The 15445-nt window shown below is 50.7% G+C and carries 12 protein-coding genes; 3 read left to right on the top strand and 9 right to left on the bottom strand.

Annotated elements, in window-relative coordinates; genetic code table 11:
- Positions 1 to 20 precede the first annotated feature (20 nt).
- Both NOS26_RS06545 and NOS26_RS06540 read right to left on the bottom strand, forming a co-directional pair.
- On the bottom strand, positions 21 to 1997 hold the full coding sequence (locus NOS26_RS06545; RefSeq protein WP_014015940.1) for a penicillin-binding protein: 1977 nt from the start codon (positions 1995 to 1997) through the stop codon (positions 21 to 23).
- A complete protein-coding gene (locus tag NOS26_RS06540; protein WP_255917443.1) occupies positions 1990 to 3420 on the bottom strand; it encodes a CCA tRNA nucleotidyltransferase in 1431 nt (476 codons plus the stop codon). The genes NOS26_RS06545 and NOS26_RS06540 overlap by 8 nt, the downstream gene beginning before the upstream one ends.
- 129 nt (positions 3421 to 3549) lie before the next feature.
- Between NOS26_RS06540 and NOS26_RS06535 the strand changes: the two genes are divergently transcribed.
- Both NOS26_RS06535 and NOS26_RS06530 read left to right on the top strand, forming a co-directional pair.
- Complete coding sequence (locus NOS26_RS06535; RefSeq protein ID WP_014015938.1) at positions 3550 to 4077, top strand: cob(I)yrinic acid a,c-diamide adenosyltransferase; 528 nt, start codon at positions 3550 to 3552, stop codon at positions 4075 to 4077.
- Between the two features lie 19 nt (positions 4078 to 4096).
- The gene (locus tag NOS26_RS06530) at positions 4097 to 5356 is read left to right on the top strand and encodes a M20 family metallopeptidase (protein ID WP_255917442.1); all 1260 of its coding nucleotides are present in this window, start codon (positions 4097 to 4099) and stop codon (positions 5354 to 5356) included.
- Between the two features lie 107 nt (positions 5357 to 5463).
- Here NOS26_RS06530 and NOS26_RS06525 read toward each other — a convergent pair whose 3' ends face one another.
- Together NOS26_RS06525 and NOS26_RS06520 are read right to left on the bottom strand one after the other, a co-directional pair.
- Positions 5464 to 6669, bottom strand: coding sequence for a multidrug effflux MFS transporter (locus NOS26_RS06525; RefSeq protein ID WP_230579036.1), 1206 nt, complete (start codon positions 6667 to 6669; stop codon positions 5464 to 5466).
- Positions 6653 to 7330 carry an HAD family phosphatase gene (locus tag NOS26_RS06520; protein ID WP_255917441.1) on the bottom strand — a complete coding sequence of 226 codons (678 nt, stop codon included), beginning with the start codon at positions 7328 to 7330 and terminating at the stop codon, positions 6653 to 6655. The genes NOS26_RS06525 and NOS26_RS06520 overlap by 17 nt, the downstream gene beginning before the upstream one ends.
- 236 nt (positions 7331 to 7566) lie before the next feature.
- On the opposite strand from NOS26_RS06520, the gene NOS26_RS06515 reads away from it, so the two are divergent.
- Positions 7567 to 8745 (top strand): cation diffusion facilitator family transporter, encoded by a 1179-nt coding sequence (locus tag NOS26_RS06515; protein WP_014015934.1) that lies wholly within the window; start codon positions 7567 to 7569, stop codon positions 8743 to 8745.
- Positions 8746 to 8877: 132 nt separating this feature from the next.
- Here NOS26_RS06515 and NOS26_RS06510 read toward each other — a convergent pair whose 3' ends face one another.
- The 5 genes from NOS26_RS06510 to NOS26_RS06490 all read right to left on the bottom strand — a co-directional run.
- A complete protein-coding gene (locus tag NOS26_RS06510) occupies positions 8878 to 12357 on the bottom strand; it encodes a DNA polymerase III subunit alpha (RefSeq protein ID WP_255917440.1) in 3480 nt (1159 codons plus the stop codon).
- A 187-nt stretch (positions 12358 to 12544) separates the two neighbouring features.
- On the bottom strand, positions 12545 to 13399 hold the full coding sequence (locus NOS26_RS06505; RefSeq protein WP_014015932.1) for a type II restriction endonuclease: 855 nt from the start codon (positions 13397 to 13399) through the stop codon (positions 12545 to 12547).
- Positions 13369 to 14175, bottom strand: coding sequence for a site-specific DNA-methyltransferase (locus NOS26_RS06500; RefSeq protein WP_255917439.1), 807 nt, complete (start codon positions 14173 to 14175; stop codon positions 13369 to 13371). The genes NOS26_RS06505 and NOS26_RS06500 overlap by 31 nt, the downstream gene beginning before the upstream one ends.
- Before the next feature lie 10 nt (positions 14176 to 14185).
- Positions 14186 to 15028 (bottom strand): DNA adenine methylase, encoded by an 843-nt coding sequence (locus tag NOS26_RS06495; protein ID WP_255917438.1) that lies wholly within the window; start codon positions 15026 to 15028, stop codon positions 14186 to 14188.
- Positions 15029 to 15088: 60 nt separating this feature from the next.
- A partial coding sequence (locus NOS26_RS06490; RefSeq protein WP_255917436.1) for a DNA methyltransferase occupies positions 15089 to 15445 on the bottom strand: 357 nt, incomplete at its 5' end.

Below are 15445 nucleotides of genomic sequence, written 5' to 3'. Positions count from 1 at the left end.
AACTAGTTCCCCCTGTTGTTCTATGGATTCCGTTTGAAAATAACGGTGACGTCGCTGCCCTGCGGCGCATAACTGCCCGCTTTCGGCGACTGCTGGATAGCCTTCCCCATCCCCTTGGGGATAAAGCCTAATCCCGCTTCATTGAGCCAGTCATTGACTTCCCTCGTACTCCAGCCGATAAAGGACGGCATGAGGACGCCGTCGCTGGAAATATGGACGGGCGGAATGGTGCGGGCCGGTGTCGTGACGACAGGGCCGACTGGCTTCTGGTTCATCTCTTCTGTCGGCCGTATCCCCTTCATGCGGACGATTTCCGTCATCATTTCCTTAAAGACCGGCGCTGCGACCTGAGCTCCATAATAGACGCCCTTAGGGTCGTCGACGACGATGAGGACCAGGAACCGAGGGTCTTCCAAAGGACCGAAACCGATAAAGGAGCCGACATACTGGCCGTCGGCGTACCCCGTACTGTCTTCGGTCTTCTTCTGAGCCGTCCCGGTCTTGCCGCCAAAGCGATAGCCTTCGATTTTGGCACTCTGGCCTCCGCCAATGGAAACTTCTTCGCCCATGAACTTACTGATGGCTTCAGCCGTCCCGGCGTTAATCGGCTGTCCGACTTCTTTCGGTTCTGTCTTTTTATAAATGGATCCGTCAGGATTGTCGATTTCTTTGACCAGGAACGGCTTCATCATGTGGCCTCCGTTGGCGATGGCACTGAAAGCCTGTACCATCTGGAGGGGCGTGACGGCGATGCTCTGGCCGATCCCCATAGTAGCCGTATCGACGATGGACATCTTATCCGGGTCGAACAAGATGCCTTCCTGTTCACCTGACAGTTCGATGCCCGTAATCGTACCAAAGCCAAAACGGCGGGCATAATTCGTCAGTGTCTTGCCGCCGGTCGTCACGGCGACATGGACCATGCCGGTATTGATGGAATACATGATGATTTCCCGCAAGGTCACGTCGCCCATCCCCTTGTGGTCCCAGTTGTAAATCGTCCGGTCGGCGACGTGGATAGACCCTTTATCATGATAAATATCCCCTAAGTGCCATTTCCCGGAATCCAGGGCCGCTGCGGCCATGAGCGGTTTAAAAGTCGACCCCGGTTCGTAGACATTGACGACGGCCCGGTTCTTATAAGCTTCCTTATTGCCCTTGCTGTAATCATTCGGATCATACGTAGGCCGGCTGGCCATGGCCAGGATTTCACCGGTCTTAGGATCCATAACGATGATCGAAGCGCCAAAAGGATGGCTCCGGGACATGATGCCATCCAGGCCCTTTTCAGCGACATACTGAATGGTACTGTCCAAGGTCAGGCAGACGGACCGTTCCTTATCAGGCAGGATCCGTTTCAAGGCCGACGAAAAGACAGGGATGTTGTGGTTATCGGTCTGCAGGCGGAAGGTCTGCTTGCTGCCGCGGATCTCATCATCCAGCATCATTTCGATGCCTTCCAGGCCATGGTCATTTTCGCCGACAAAGCCGATGACCTGGGCGGCCATCGAGCCGTTCGGATAAAAGCGTCGGTTTTCATCGCGGAAAGCCAGGCCGTGCAATTTTTCTTCTTTAATAATCGATTCAACGGCTTCATATTTTTCATGGTCCATCTGGCGGTCGAGCCAGACAAAGGCCGTATCCTCTTTCAACCGGTGTTCGATAACATCTTTGGGAATCCGCAGATACGGTGCCAATAAATCAGCCACCACTGCCGGATCCTCGTTGAGCATGGTCGGGTCGGCATAAAGGGACTTGGACATCTCGCTGATGGCCAGGACCTTGCCGTTGCGGTCGAGGATCATACCCCGCGGAGATTGCAGGTTCCGTTCGACCTGCGTCTGCTCCTGGGCTTCTGCTACACGTAGTTCATGATTGATGACTTGTTCCCTGAATAGATTTCTGACAATGCCCGCTCCGATGAGTGCAAAAATACCCATACAAATAATCATGCGGATACAAATGCGATGCTTCAAGGTCTTTTCATTCTTATCCATGATGCCCTGCCCCTTCATGACGCTTCAGCCAGCGCCGGGCTGCTTCGGCCAATACATCGGCATCATTTACCAGTTCCTGGTTCTGGACCCGTTTCAAGAGGACCCGCAGGCAGTCGCCGGTCTGACGGCCGCAAGCCTCGGGAATCCGTCGGTCGTAATGCAGGTCTTTGGTACTGACTGGCATGGCTTGGGCCAGTACGGCCATATAGGCCCCGAAAGATTCCGTCCCTTCTGTGCTGGCGTCGGCATGACCACAGCCTAAAATATCACCACAGGCAACGGCCGTAGCCTGCCCGACAGCTTCGACGAGCTCCTCAGTCCGGCGGAAAGGCCCGTCGAGGGCTTCATGGCGCAGCCACTTCTGTACATCGCCTTCGGCCGTATTGGCAAAGAAATGGAATTTCATATGCGTCTTGACCAGCCAGGCCACGCGCTGGGCAAAGGCTGGTTTCTTATGCCAGCGCAGTAAAATGGCTTCCGCCAGTTCCGCTCCTTTGGCATCGTGGCCATAATCGGTGTAACGGCCCTTATGGACCCCACGGATTCCCGGCAGACCCTTGGCGATATCGTGAAATAACGCCGCATATCGGATAGTCAGGTCCGGCGGCGTATGAGCGACGGTCGCCAAGGTATGCACCCAGGCATCGAAGAGATGGAAAGGCTTCGACTGCGGCGTTTCCGGCAGATGGCTCAATTCCGGCAGGATCGGGACGGCTTCATAGCAGCCTTTCACCTTCTGTCGGCACGAACAGCTACCGAGACCGGTGCGGACCAGGATATCCAGCCCCCGGTAAGCCGCCGGCGTAACCATGAGGCGGTCCATTTCATTGACGACTCGTTCTAAAGACAAGCCGGAAACGCGGCCAAAGGCCTTTGGCATGGCCTGGATCAATTCTTTTGAAGCCATGAAGTCGAGCTGGCCAGCAAAGCGGCAGGCCCGGAACAACCGCAGGGCATCTTCCTGGAAGCGGCGGACCGGATCGCCGACAGTGACCAGCCGCTTCTTGCGTAAATCTTTCTGGCCACCGACGTAGTCGTAAATATCGCCGCGGCAATCCATGGCCATGGCATTGACCGTGAAGTCGCGGCGCAGGACGTCTTCACGCAGGGTATCGGCATACCAGACCTTATCGGGACGGTGGCTGTCTTCTCCATAGGCTTCGCCGCGGAAGGTGGCGACTTCAAAAGTCTGTCCGGCGATGACGACGACGACGATGCCGAAGGCTTCGCCATGGATTTCAACCGTATGCCAGCCTTCTTTTTCGGCAACAGCCCGTATATCTTCTGGCCGGGCAGACGTGGTAATGTCGTAATCATGCGGCTCTTTCCCCATGAGCAGGTCGCGCACAGCACCGCCGACGACATAGGCTTCAAAGCCTGCATCTTCTAAAGCTGTCAATAGCTGACAGGCTCGTTCTTCCATTTTCCCGGCCTTCCTTTCACAAAAAATTAACTGATGTTATATTATATCACGAATGGATGCGCCTGGCCACTACCTGCCCCCTTTTGATTATGGTATAATAATGACATTATAATAGTGCGAGGTGATAGGATGGATACCGGTTTAATACATATATATTGTGGTGACGGCAAGGGCAAGACGACGGCTTCATTGGGGCTGGTCCTTCGTTGTGCCGGCCGGGGCGGCAAGGTCCTCTTCGCGCAATTTCTCAAGGGCCGGCCGACGGGCGAACTGGAAGCCCTCAAAGCCCTGACGCAGGTCACGGTCCTGAGGGGAAAAGCCATGACCAAGTTCACGTTCCAGATGACAGCAGACGAAAAAAAAGAGACCTGCCAAGCCCAGACAACACTGTTGCAAAAAATCCAGGACTTCTGCGAAAAGCATCACCCCGACCTGGCCGTCTGCGATGAGCTCGTCGGCGCCTGTGCCCTGGGACTCGTCCCGGAAGAACAGGTCATCCATTTCTTAAAAGGAAAACCGGCTCATACAGAAGTCGTCCTGACCGGCCGCAATCCCAGTCCGGCATTGCTGGACTTAGCCGATTACGTCTCTGAAATCAAGAAAATCAAACATCCCTTTGACCGGGGCATTGCCGCCCGCATCGGGATTGAAGAATAACCTGGAGGGGGAAGCAAAGATGATCGATATTCTCGAAACAGTACGCAAAGACCAGGGCGAACTCGTCGCCTTGCGCCGCCATTTTCATGAACATCCGGAACTGTCCAAACAGGAAGACCAGACCTTGGCCTACATTGCGGAAACATTGAAAGGCTATGGCATTTCCTATCGCATAATCGATAAAGGCGGACTCATCGCCTGGATCGATGGCAAAGGCCCAGGCAAGACCCTGCTCCTGCGGGCCGACGTCGATGCCCTGCCCATTGAGGAAGGCGAGAAGAACTTATCCCGTCCCCGCGTCTGCCGCTCCCAGAACCACGGCGTCATGCATGCCTGTGGGCACGACGGCCACATGGCCATGCAGCTCATGGCCGCGAAATGGCTCAACCGCTGGAAGGACCAGTGGGACGGCACAGTCGTCTTGATGTTTGAACGAGGCGAAGAGGAATCAGGGCCTTTGGAATATCTCCTGCGCTACTTGGAAACCGATAGTCCCTGGCATATCGACGCCTGCTACGCGACCCACGTCCGCTGGGATATTCCGGCAGGCAAAGTTGCTATCTGCCACGAAGCTCCCATGGCCGGCGGCTTCGGCTTTGAAATCCGCATCGACGGCCACGGCGGCCACGGCTCCCGGCCGGACCTGGCCGAAAGCCCCATCGACTGCTTCCACGACTTCTACGGCAATATGCAGGCCCTGCGGATGCGGGCTGTACCACCGAAAGAATGTCTGACCTTCTCCATCGGCAGCCTGCACAGCGGTGACGTCCTAAACGTCATCCCCAACAGCCTGACCTTTGCCGGCACCTGCCGCTTCTTCAGCTACGACCACGCTGGCAAGCGCTTCTATGAAGAATTTAAGCGCATCCTCGCCAACGCCTGCCAGACCTATGACTGCCGCTATGACATCCTGCACATGCCGGAACCGCTCTTTGAAGTCCAGAACAATCCGGTCTGCGTCGGAATCGCCGAAAAAGCCGTCGAAAAATATATCGGCACCGATGCCCTCACGGACTGCACGCCCTGGATGGCATCGGAAACCTTCGCCATCACCTCCCGCCTTTACCCGGGCGTCCTGACTTTTACAGGCATCGAAAACAAAGAAAAAGGCTGCGGTGCCAATCACCACACGCCCGAATTTGACCTCGACGAAGACGGCCTGACCTACGGCGCCGCCACCTGCCTGGGCTTCGCCTTAGAGTACCTGTCGCAAAAACCGGATATCTCCTTCCAGCGACCAGATGAACCACTCGATAAACTCGTCGCACGGAATATATGAAAAAATGGCTTGCCGCATATGCGGCAAGCCATTTTAAGTGGTTAGTGGCTAGCAGTTAGTGGTTAGCGGATAGTTTTAAATTTAAACCCTCTTCTACAACCCCCATGCTACAAACTATCCTTATGTCTCGGATAGATCAAGGCATAGAAGGTCAGGAGGGCACCGATTTCGCCGATGACCATGACGATGCCCATGGGAATGGCCGTATGGTCGCCAGCGATGCCGACGACAGGGGCCATGACGGCGCCGCTGATCATGGAAAAGAATCCGATGAGAGCCGATGCACTGCCGGCACTGCGTCCCTGGTCCTGCATAGCCATGGAAAAACTGCTGGTGCTCATCATGGACAGCGTCGATACGGTCAGGAACAGGAGGACCATGATGACCGGCAGCGGCATGCCGGTACTGAAGGCTGCCAGCAGGGCCACGCTGCCGACAGCGGCCAGGAACAAGGAAAACCGCAGGAGTTTCCAGTCAGCAATGCGGCCTGTCAACCGGCCCGTAACGGCACCGTTGATCATGAGGCCGACACCATTGATGCCAAAGATGAGGCTGAAAGCCTGAGCCGATACGCTGTAGACGTTCTGGAAAACAAAGGACGATCCGGAAATATAGGCAAAAAAGGCGGCAAAAGCAAAGCACTGCATGATACAATGACCCATGAAATAAGGCTGACGGAACAAGGCCGTAAAGCCGTTCAGACTGGCCGCCATGCCACCGGAAACGCGTCGCCGCTGAGGCAGGGTTTCACGCATCAAACCGGCCGATACGGTCAGGAGCAGCCCGACAATGGCAATGAAAAGGAAGACGCCTTCCCACGGGGCAAAGCGCAGGATCTGGCCGCCGATGACGGGAGCCAGGATAGGAGCAATCCCATTGACCAGCATGAGCATGGCAAAGAGACGCGTCAAGGCACTGCCCTTGCAGATATCGCGGGCAATGGCCCGGGACAGGACGATACCGGCACCGCCGGCGCATCCCTGAATGAGGCGGAAGATGAGGAAAATCTGAATAGACGGCGACCAAATACAGCCCACCGTCGACAAGGTGAAAATAGCCATGCCGACCATCAGGGGTAGGCGCCGACCCTTATCGTCGCTGATAGGACCGACGGCAATTTGCCCCAGGGCCATGCCGGCCATGGAAGCCGTCAAGGTCAGCTGGATAACCGACGGCGTAACGCCAAATGCCGTCATCATCGACGGCAGGGCCGGCAGGTACATATCCGTCGACAACGGGGCAATCGCCGCCAGCATCCCTAACAATACGGTCATGAGCAAAAGCCAGCGGCTCCGCTTATTCTGTGTCATCATGATAATCTCCTTTCGCCAACAGCTCTGGTACTTCATCCAGGCTGTGACAACATTTCCAGGCCAGGGCCTGTACGTCTTTGGGAATGGTAATTAAATCGGGAATCCAGATAGACGTGATTCCCGCCGCATGGGCGGCAAGGATACCATTTTCGGAGTCTTCCAACACCAAAGCCCGGGACGGTTCAACGAGGGCCTTGTCGCAAACCATGAGGAACACATCGGGAGCCGGCTTGCCATGGGCTGCCTCTTCCCCGCTCTGGACAACGGAAAATAAGGAGGCCACGCCTGTTTTATCTAATAAATATTCAATCAATGCCCGCGGTGACGACGAGGCGACGGCGCAGGCCATCCCTGCTTCCCTGGCATAGTGCAGGACCTGGAGCAGCCCCGGTTTGACAGGGATATCATGAGTACGGTAATAGTCCAGCTGCAAGGCCACTTTTTCCCGACAAATGACATCATAGGGATAGGACGGCCCAAAAGCATCGTCACAGATAGCCCGGATGCGCCGATTATCACGGCCAAGCATGTGGTCGAACACCTGTCGGTCCAGATTGAATCCATATCGGGCTGACACGTCCCGCCAACAACGATAAGAAATAGGCTCCGTGTCAAACATGGTCCCATCCATATCAAAAATAAGTAATTCTCGTATATTCATACATCCTCCTCAACATATAATTTACAAACTTATTATTTTCTAAGTTTCCTTTCTATTATATAGAAAAATCACGGAATTGCAATTCTTCAAGGCAAAATACTCAATAACTATTCCCATTTTCGATAGTATCATGACTTTTTAGCAATCCAGTTATTCTCATTTTCTTTCTCGTTATATCTTGTATCTCTTGATATCTCTGCTATAATGGAGGGAATCAGAAAGCTGGGTGACTTTATATGATTGAATTTATTATCCGCCGCTTCATCAAGAACTATGAAGACACAGACGATAAACACGTCCGTGAACAATACAGCATCCTCGGCGGTATCTTAGGTATTCTCTGCAACTTATTCCTCTTTGTCAGCAAATTTCTCGTCGGCATGATGAGCAACAGCATCGGTATCTTATCCGATGCCTTCAACAACCTGACCGATATGGGCTCGTCATTCATCTCCATCATCAGCGCCAAGCTGAGCAACCGGCCGCCAGACAAAGAACATCCCTTCGGCCATGGCCGCTTCGAATATCTGGCATCGCTTACCATTTCCATCATCATCCTCGTCGTCGGCTACAAGCTCTGTGAAACGTCGATTGAAAAATTCTTTGAACCGGAAGATATGGAATTTTCCTATTGGAGCATCGGTGTCCTCGTCATCTCTATCGCCGTCAAAGTCTGGATGTGCCTTTATAACCGCTATATCGGCAAGAAAATCAATTCCGGCGTCAATGACGCAACAGCTGCTGACAGCATTACCGATGCCATCGCCACGACGGGCGTCCTGGTTGCTACCATTGCCCAACAATTCACGACCCTGCCCATCGATGCCGCTGCCGGCACGGCTATCGGCTTGATGATCATGTACGCCGGCTACGGCATTGCCAAAGACGTCATCAACATCCTCCTGGGAAAGGCGCCGGATCCGGAACTCGTCCGGGGCATCGTAGCCATGGCTTTGAAATGTCCCCACGTCGTCGGCGTCCACGACATCCGCATCCACGACTACGGCCCGGGCCGCATGTTCGGCTCGATTCACGCCGAAGTCCCGGATAAAGCCGACCTGGTCGAAGTCCACGCCGCCTTGGACGTCCTGGAAGACGAATTGCAGGACAAGTACCACATGGAAGTCAACATCCATATGGACCCGCTCTGCACGGACATCCACCAAATCAACGCCGTCCGACGCGTTTTGGACCAGATCGTCCACGAAAAATATCCCCGCTATCATACGGACCACCTGCGCATCACGTCAGGCCACGCCCGGCTCAATGTCATCTGTGACATCCACATCCCGCCGGCAGAATATAACGTCGAAAGCATCGCCCGCATCCGCCGGGACATCAACGATTCTATGAGAAAATACAACGATAGATACCGCGTCGTCCTGGCTAAGATCATGGCTGACCCGGGGAAATGACAAAAAGAGGCTGTCGCGTTAAGACAGCCTCTTTTTGAGTATTAAGTTTGCAGTTTGTAGTTTGTAGTAAACTCCATACTACAAACTGTGAAGCAAAGGGACCTTGCATGATGACAGAAGCCTTCATACGTCTCACTGCACGACGAGGGACCGCGGTTCCAGCATGGCCTGCAGCGTTTGCCGCAAATCTTCTGTCGTTTCTACCCAATATTTTTCATTGGTCAAAATCGTCTTGCGGCTTCCCATGAGGTGAAAATAGACCTTGACCGGTCCCGGATGCTGTTCCAGGACCTGGCCGATGCGGCCGGCCAAGTCGGTCCGTTCCAGGTGAGCCGGAATCTTGATGAACAGTTTCGCACCCATGCCGGGATGCCAGTAGTCACCGGCCTGACGGGCTGCCGAAGAGGAAACGGCTGCCGGCTGCACGGGTTCTCCCTTTTCCTGGTCCAGCGGCTTCACTTCTTCTGCCAGGATCTGGATACTGTCGTCGTTGATGTCGGCCCGGCCGCGGATGGCGACGGCCATATCGACGGCAACAGCCTGCTGATAACGGGCATAGGTCTTGGGAAAGACGACGACCGACACGGTATGAGTGAAGTCTTCCACGGTAATGATGGCCATTTGTTCATTGCGCTTGGTCATGACCTGTTTCTTAGCCGTAATCAAGCCGCCGACATTCATCAGCTTGCCATCATATTGGCGTCCGTCGTCCCCATAGAGGACGGACAAAGGCGTCAATTTCTTCATGATATCCTTATATTTATTGAGGGGATGGCCGCTAAAATAGAAGCCATCGTATTCTTTTTCCATAGCCAGGCGCATTTCAATGGGATATTCGTCGATATCAGGATATTCCAGTTCCGTCATGACCGTTTCTTCATCATCGAAAAGCCCCATTTGTCCCGACGCATAATCTTTCTGGCTCAAAGAACCCATGGCGATAGCCTGGTCGATGACGGCCATGAGCTGGGACCGCTTTTTGCCAAAAGAATCCATAGCGCCGCATTTGATCAAGCTTTCCAGCGCCCGCTTGTTGACGATATGGTAATCGACGCGGCTGCAAAAATCGCCGAGCGACGTAAATGGGCCGCCTGCTTCGCGGGCCTTGACGATGGCGTCGATGGCATTGCCGCCGACGCTCTTGACGCCAGACAGGCCGAAGCGGATGGCCCCGTCCTGAACGGAGAACATAGATACGCTGGCATTGACATCCGGCGACAGGACCTGGACGCCGTGACGGCGACATTCGGCGACGTAGTAACTGATTTTACTGACATCGTTGATCATGCTGGTCATGGTCGCCGCCATGAATTCCGGCCGGTAATGGGCCTTGAGGTACGCCGTCTGCCAGGCTACGTAAGCATAGGCGGCAGAGTGGGATTTATTGAACCCATAGCCGGCAAAATAGACCATGAGGTCGAAGACCTTGTTGGCAATGTCGTCGGGAATCTCATTCTTCCGCGTCCCTGCCAGGAAATTCGCCCGCTGGGCGACCAGGATGGATTCTTTCTTCTTGCCCATGGCGCGGCGCAGCAAATCAGCCTGGCCCAGGGAAAAGCCCCCCATGACCGAGGCGATCTGCATGACCTGTTCCTGATAGAGGATGACACCATACGTATCTTTCAAGATTGGCTCCAGCAGCGGGTGCAGGTAGGTGACCTTCTTTTCCCCGTGACTGCCTTTGATGAAGTCATCGACCATGCCGCTGCCCAAAGGCCCCGGACGATACAAGGCGACGAGGGGGATCATGTCTTCGAAATGCTTCGGTGCCAGTTCCTTGACCAGGTTGGTAATGCCCGATGATTCCATCTGGAAGACGCCGGCCGTGTCGCCTTCGGTCAGGAGCTGGCACGTTGCCGGGTCATCCAGGGGGATGGCATTGATATCCAGGTCGATGCCGTGGTCTTTTTTAATCATCTTGACGGCATCACCGATAACGGTCAGCGTCCGCAGCCCCAGGAAGTCCATCTTGAGCAGGCCCAGTTCTTCGACGAGGTCCTTTTCATACTGTGTCGTCAAGTCGCCTTCCTTGGAATGTTGGACCGGCACGTAGTCATCGACAGGCGCCGCCGAGATGACGACACCTGCGGCGTGAGTCGACGAATGGCGGACCAGGCCTTCCAGGGATTTGCCAAAATCGACGAGGCGGTGGACCGTAGCGTTATGTTCATATTCCTCGCGAAATTCCTTGCTCATCTTCAAGGCCTTGTCGAGGGTCATGCCCAATTCATTGGGGACCAGCTTGACGATGCGGTTCACTTCACTCAAGGGGATATCGAGGACGCGGCCGACATCGCGCAAGACAGCCTTTGCCGCCAGTGTCCCGAAGGTGATGATCTGCGATACGTGGTCGACGCCATACTTCCGGGTAACGTAGTCGATGACGCGGCCCCGGTTTTCATAGCAGAAATCCATGTCGATATCCGGCATGGTGACGCGTTCCGGATTGAGGAAGCGTTCGAAGAGGAGGTCGTACTTGAGCGGGTCCAGTCCGGTAATGCCCAGCAAATAGGCGACGACGGACCCGGCAGCCGAACCACGGCCAGGGCCGACGGGGATTTCATGGTCGCGGGCATATTTGACGTAATCCCAGACGATGAGGAAGTATGACGGGAACCCCATGGTGTCGATGACGCCTAATTCATAGTCCAGGCGCTGGCGGACTTCCGCTGTAATGGGGTCGTATTTTTCCGGCAGGGCCTGCTCGCAGAGCTTGCGCAAATACGACGAATCCGTTTCCCCTTCCGGTACCGGGAACTGCGGCAGATGGCGTTCATCAAAGGAGATTTCGACGTTGCATTTATCGGCGATTTCCAGCGTCGTATCCAGGGCTTCGGGCATATCGGCAAAGAGGTCCGCCATTTCGTCGCCGCTCTTCATATAAAACTCATTATTATAGAAACGGAAATGCGACGGGTCATCGAGGGTACTGCCCGTAGAAATACAGAGCTTGACTTCCTGTGCCGCTGCGTCACTGGGGTCGATGTAATGGTAATCATTGGTCGCCACCAGCTTCAGACCGTACTCCTGGGACCAGCGCTTGAATACCGTGCGGACGACTTTTTCCTCGGGAATCCCGTGATTCTGGACTTCCAAATAAAAGTCATTCTTGCCGAAAATAGAGACCAGGCGATCCAGCGTCCGCTTGGCCCCTTCTTCATTATGATTGAGGATATCCTGCTGGATGTGGCCTTCGATGCAGGCACTCATAGCGATAATCCCTTCATGATACTGTTCGAGCAGATCATAGTCGACGCGGGGCTTGTGATAATTATTTTCCCCATCGACGAAGCCTTTGGACACGATTTTGATGAGATTATGATAGCCCTTATTGTCCTTGGCCAGCAAAATCAGATGGCAAAGCCGTTCCTTGGTCTTCTTTTCAAACCGGCTGCCCCGGGTCATATACACTTCACACCCCAGAATCGGCTTGATGCCTTGGGCTACGGCTTCTTTATACAGATAAATGACGCCGTACATATTGCCATGATCCGTAATCGCCACAGCCGGCATGTTCAACTCCTTAGCCCGCTTCACCATGTCGGGAATCTTGCACAAGCCGTCGAATAAACTGTACTGAGTATGAACATGCAAATGAACAAAAGGCCGCATCCAAAAAATCCTCCTTCAAAAAAATCGCTAATGAGATACTATTATCCGTAATGGTTAATTATATCACATTAGCGATAAGATTGTTAGGGGGCGTTTAGGAAGTTCGCAGGCTGCCTCGGATTCAAATTAACGACATCGCCTCGAGTGACCCGCGGCTCGTGGAAAATAATCCTACTGGTGCATCAGCTTAAATCGAAAATAGCTTTTCTAAAGTACCATTTTCCATATCCGCAATATTGTATAGCGTATCCATAACCTGAAAAGTTTCTTCTAAATTACGAGCTGCGCTTTTCCATCCTCCACCATCAGTAATCCAAACAAATTTTACATCCGTTATATCTTTAGATTCTTCTGCAATCATCTTATAACTCCGGCTCGTTTCATTTAATTTAGAGCCTCCTGATGTATAGAAATTAGTTTCAATAACATATATCATATTTTGCGTTTTCACAACAAAATCCCAACGTTTTGTCGTCGTTCCCTGCGCTGAAATTGCCGATAAATCAACACTCCATTTTTCTTCCACATCTGACAAATACATTTCTTTATAATACTCTACGCCTGTATGCTGAATATAGCGTTCAACAAGATCTTCCATTTGATCGCCACCGCGATTTTTTCTTCCATTCGTATCCAATCCCGTTTCAACACCAAGACAATAATCATACAAATTATTAATAATATGATTGGCAATCAAATCAAACAGCCCTGTCTTTTCCATAAAATAGACATATTGCTCAATAGACTGATTCATTTTATGAAAATTATAGGTAAAAGCACCGTTCTCATCTTGCGCATAAATTTCATTAGCTCGTACTGCTAAAATGATAGGAATACATTCCAGTACTTCAGGATAACGATGCAAGATATCAACAAATTCTTCTTTTATATTCTTGCTGCCTACTAGGGCATTGAGAATATGAAGCTCAACTTTCTTTTCCTCAACGTTTTTATATATTTTAGGAAAATCTATATAGTAATTATACTGATTTATTGATTTTCTCATGGTCTTCAGCCAATCTTTAAAGTTTCGTTTGCACATTTTTTTAATCTCCTTATAGATAAGTCAATATATCCGTCATTACTATCAATGCCAATATATTTTCTTCCTAATTTTTGTGCTGCCACGCCCGTCGTCGAAGATCCGCAAAATGGGTCCAACACAATATCGCCAGCATTAGAAGAAGCTTTAATAATTCTTTCCAAGATAAATAATGGTTTTTGCGTCGGATGCCTGCCTTCCGTTTTTTCGGATGGTGGAGTGAGCGAAGTAGTCCAAACATCCTTCATTTGCTTTCCACCATTTTCCGCTTTCATCAAGTCATAATGAAAGGTTTGTTTTGCCTTCTTATCATTTAATTTAGCCCAAATAATCGTTTCTGTCGAATGAGTAAAACAACGACAAGCCAGGTTCGGCGGCGGGTTAGTCTTTTGCCAAGTAATATTATTGATAATTTTAAACCCTTCTTGCTCCAAAGCCATGCCAATAGAAAAAATATTATGCAGCGTACCACTAATCCAAATACTGCCATTTGGTTTTAAAATACGATGACAGCGATGAAGCCACCGCCGATTGAATCGGTGCTTTGCAGACCAGCCGTCAGCAGCATCCCAATCTCCTTTATTGACAGAAACTTGTTTTCCTCCGGAACAAGTAAACCCACCATTTGATAAAAAGTAGGGCGGATCGGCAAAAATTAAATCAATAGATTGAGATTTCATTTTATCTAAAACTTGAAAAGTATCCCCAAAAACCAGCATAGCATCTTCCGTTTCATAAGACGGTATAATATGTTGTCCTTTAAATAGCTTATCCATTTTTCCTCCGTCAGTAATTTGTAATAATGACCTCTTTTCCCGTCCGCTTCTTTGCATTACGGTTAATCAGTCTTTTGACATCAACAGACTGTATTCTATACCCTTTATGCCCATATAATTCATAAACTAATGGGGTATCATTATTGGATAACATAATAAAAGCACCTCGGTCATTCAATACATCAAATAAATTCGCCAATCGCTGATGGTCGGCCAAGGTAAATCCATCAGCTGTATAATCAGTAAAATTAGCCGTCTCTGTAACGGGTACATAAGGACTGTCAAAATAGACAAAATCACCCGTCTGAACTTGGGTGCAGAAAGCTTCAAAATCTTCATTACAAATGAGTACATCATTTTCCCGGAGATACTGTCCTATAGCCTGCAAATTGTTTTCATCAAATGAATTTCCTTTTTCCCTTCGATTCCAAGGTACATTAAACAGCCCTTTTTTGTTAACCCGATACAATCCATTAAAACAATGCTTATTCAGCCAAATCATGAGTGCAGCTACTTCTGTATCCAAAGTACAGCCTTGCGCAATTTTTTCATTATATTTCGCTCGTAATTGGTAATACCGCTCTTTATCACAAAGGACAGAATCTAAATCTTTCAGCAGTTCAATCACTTCATTTTCGTTTTTTTTCAACTGCCGGTAAATATTGATTAAAACACTATTGGTATCGTTAATAGCCGCCTGTTTAGGAGATAAACCTAATAAAAAAGCACCTCCCCCTACAAAAGGCTCATAATATCGCCCATAATGTGCCGGAAGTTTTGCAATCAAAGTATCCAACAGCTGTCCTTTACCACCTGCCCATTTTACAAAAGGGCTCATTTTAAATTCTGTCATTATTTTACCTCAATCTTAAAATTATTACTCATATTATTGTACCAACAGCCCTCCTATCTTTCAACTAATTTTGTGAAATACGAATAAATGTTCATGTGCTAATAGCAAAAAATTATACTTTACACTATTCGTCTTCCAAAAACCAGTTGCTTTACAATTATGCTGTTCTTTTATAATCATTTCTTTTAAAGAAAATCCTTGCTGTAAAAATAAATCCATAACAAAAAAACTCAATGGAATAACGTGTCCCTTTTTCCGAATATCCCCCATTAAGATCGCACAAAATTTCCCTTTTTTCAGAACACGATAACATTCGCAAACTACTTTCTTCATTTCCTCTAAAAATAGGTCCACATCCAATCGAGACAAATCTTGTTCTATAGCCTGACTATACTGAATAATATTTGCATACGGAGG

This window comes from Megasphaera sp. SC8-1 (genome assembly GCF_024436295.1).
GTDB classification, from domain to species: domain Bacteria; phylum Bacillota; class Negativicutes; order Veillonellales; family Megasphaeraceae; genus Megasphaera; species Megasphaera elsdenii.
This window is presented reverse-complemented; position numbering and strand designations above follow the sequence as displayed.

Bases quoted from the DNA above. Each gene is read 5' to 3' on its own strand.
- NOS26_RS06510 (WP_255917440.1), bottom strand. From the start codon at position 12,357: ATGCGGCCTTTTGTTCATTTGCATGTTCATACTCAGTACAGTTTATTC.
- NOS26_RS06535 (WP_014015938.1), top strand. From the start codon at position 3,550: ATGGATACCGGTTTAATACATATATATTGTGGTGACGGCAAGGGCAAG.
- NOS26_RS06525 (WP_230579036.1), bottom strand. From the start codon at position 6,669: ATGATGACACAGAATAAGCGGAGCCGCTGGCTTTTGCTCATGACCGTA.
- NOS26_RS06530 (WP_255917442.1), top strand. From the start codon at position 4,097: ATGATCGATATTCTCGAAACAGTACGCAAAGACCAGGGCGAACTCGTC.
- NOS26_RS06540 (WP_255917443.1), bottom strand. From the start codon at position 3,420: ATGGAAGAACGAGCCTGTCAGCTATTGACAGCTTTAGAAGATGCAGGC.
- NOS26_RS06545 (WP_014015940.1), bottom strand. From the start codon at position 1,997: ATGGATAAGAATGAAAAGACCTTGAAGCATCGCATTTGTATCCGCATG.
- NOS26_RS06515 (WP_014015934.1), top strand. From the start codon at position 7,567: ATGATTGAATTTATTATCCGCCGCTTCATCAAGAACTATGAAGACACA.
- NOS26_RS06500 (WP_255917439.1), bottom strand. From the start codon at position 14,175: ATGGATAAGCTATTTAAAGGACAACATATTATACCGTCTTATGAAACG.
- NOS26_RS06495 (WP_255917438.1), bottom strand. From the start codon at position 15,028: ATGACAGAATTTAAAATGAGCCCTTTTGTAAAATGGGCAGGTGGTAAA.
- NOS26_RS06505 (WP_014015932.1), bottom strand. From the start codon at position 13,399: ATGTGCAAACGAAACTTTAAAGATTGGCTGAAGACCATGAGAAAATCA.
- NOS26_RS06520 (WP_255917441.1), bottom strand. From the start codon at position 7,330: ATGAATATACGAGAATTACTTATTTTTGATATGGATGGGACCATGTTT.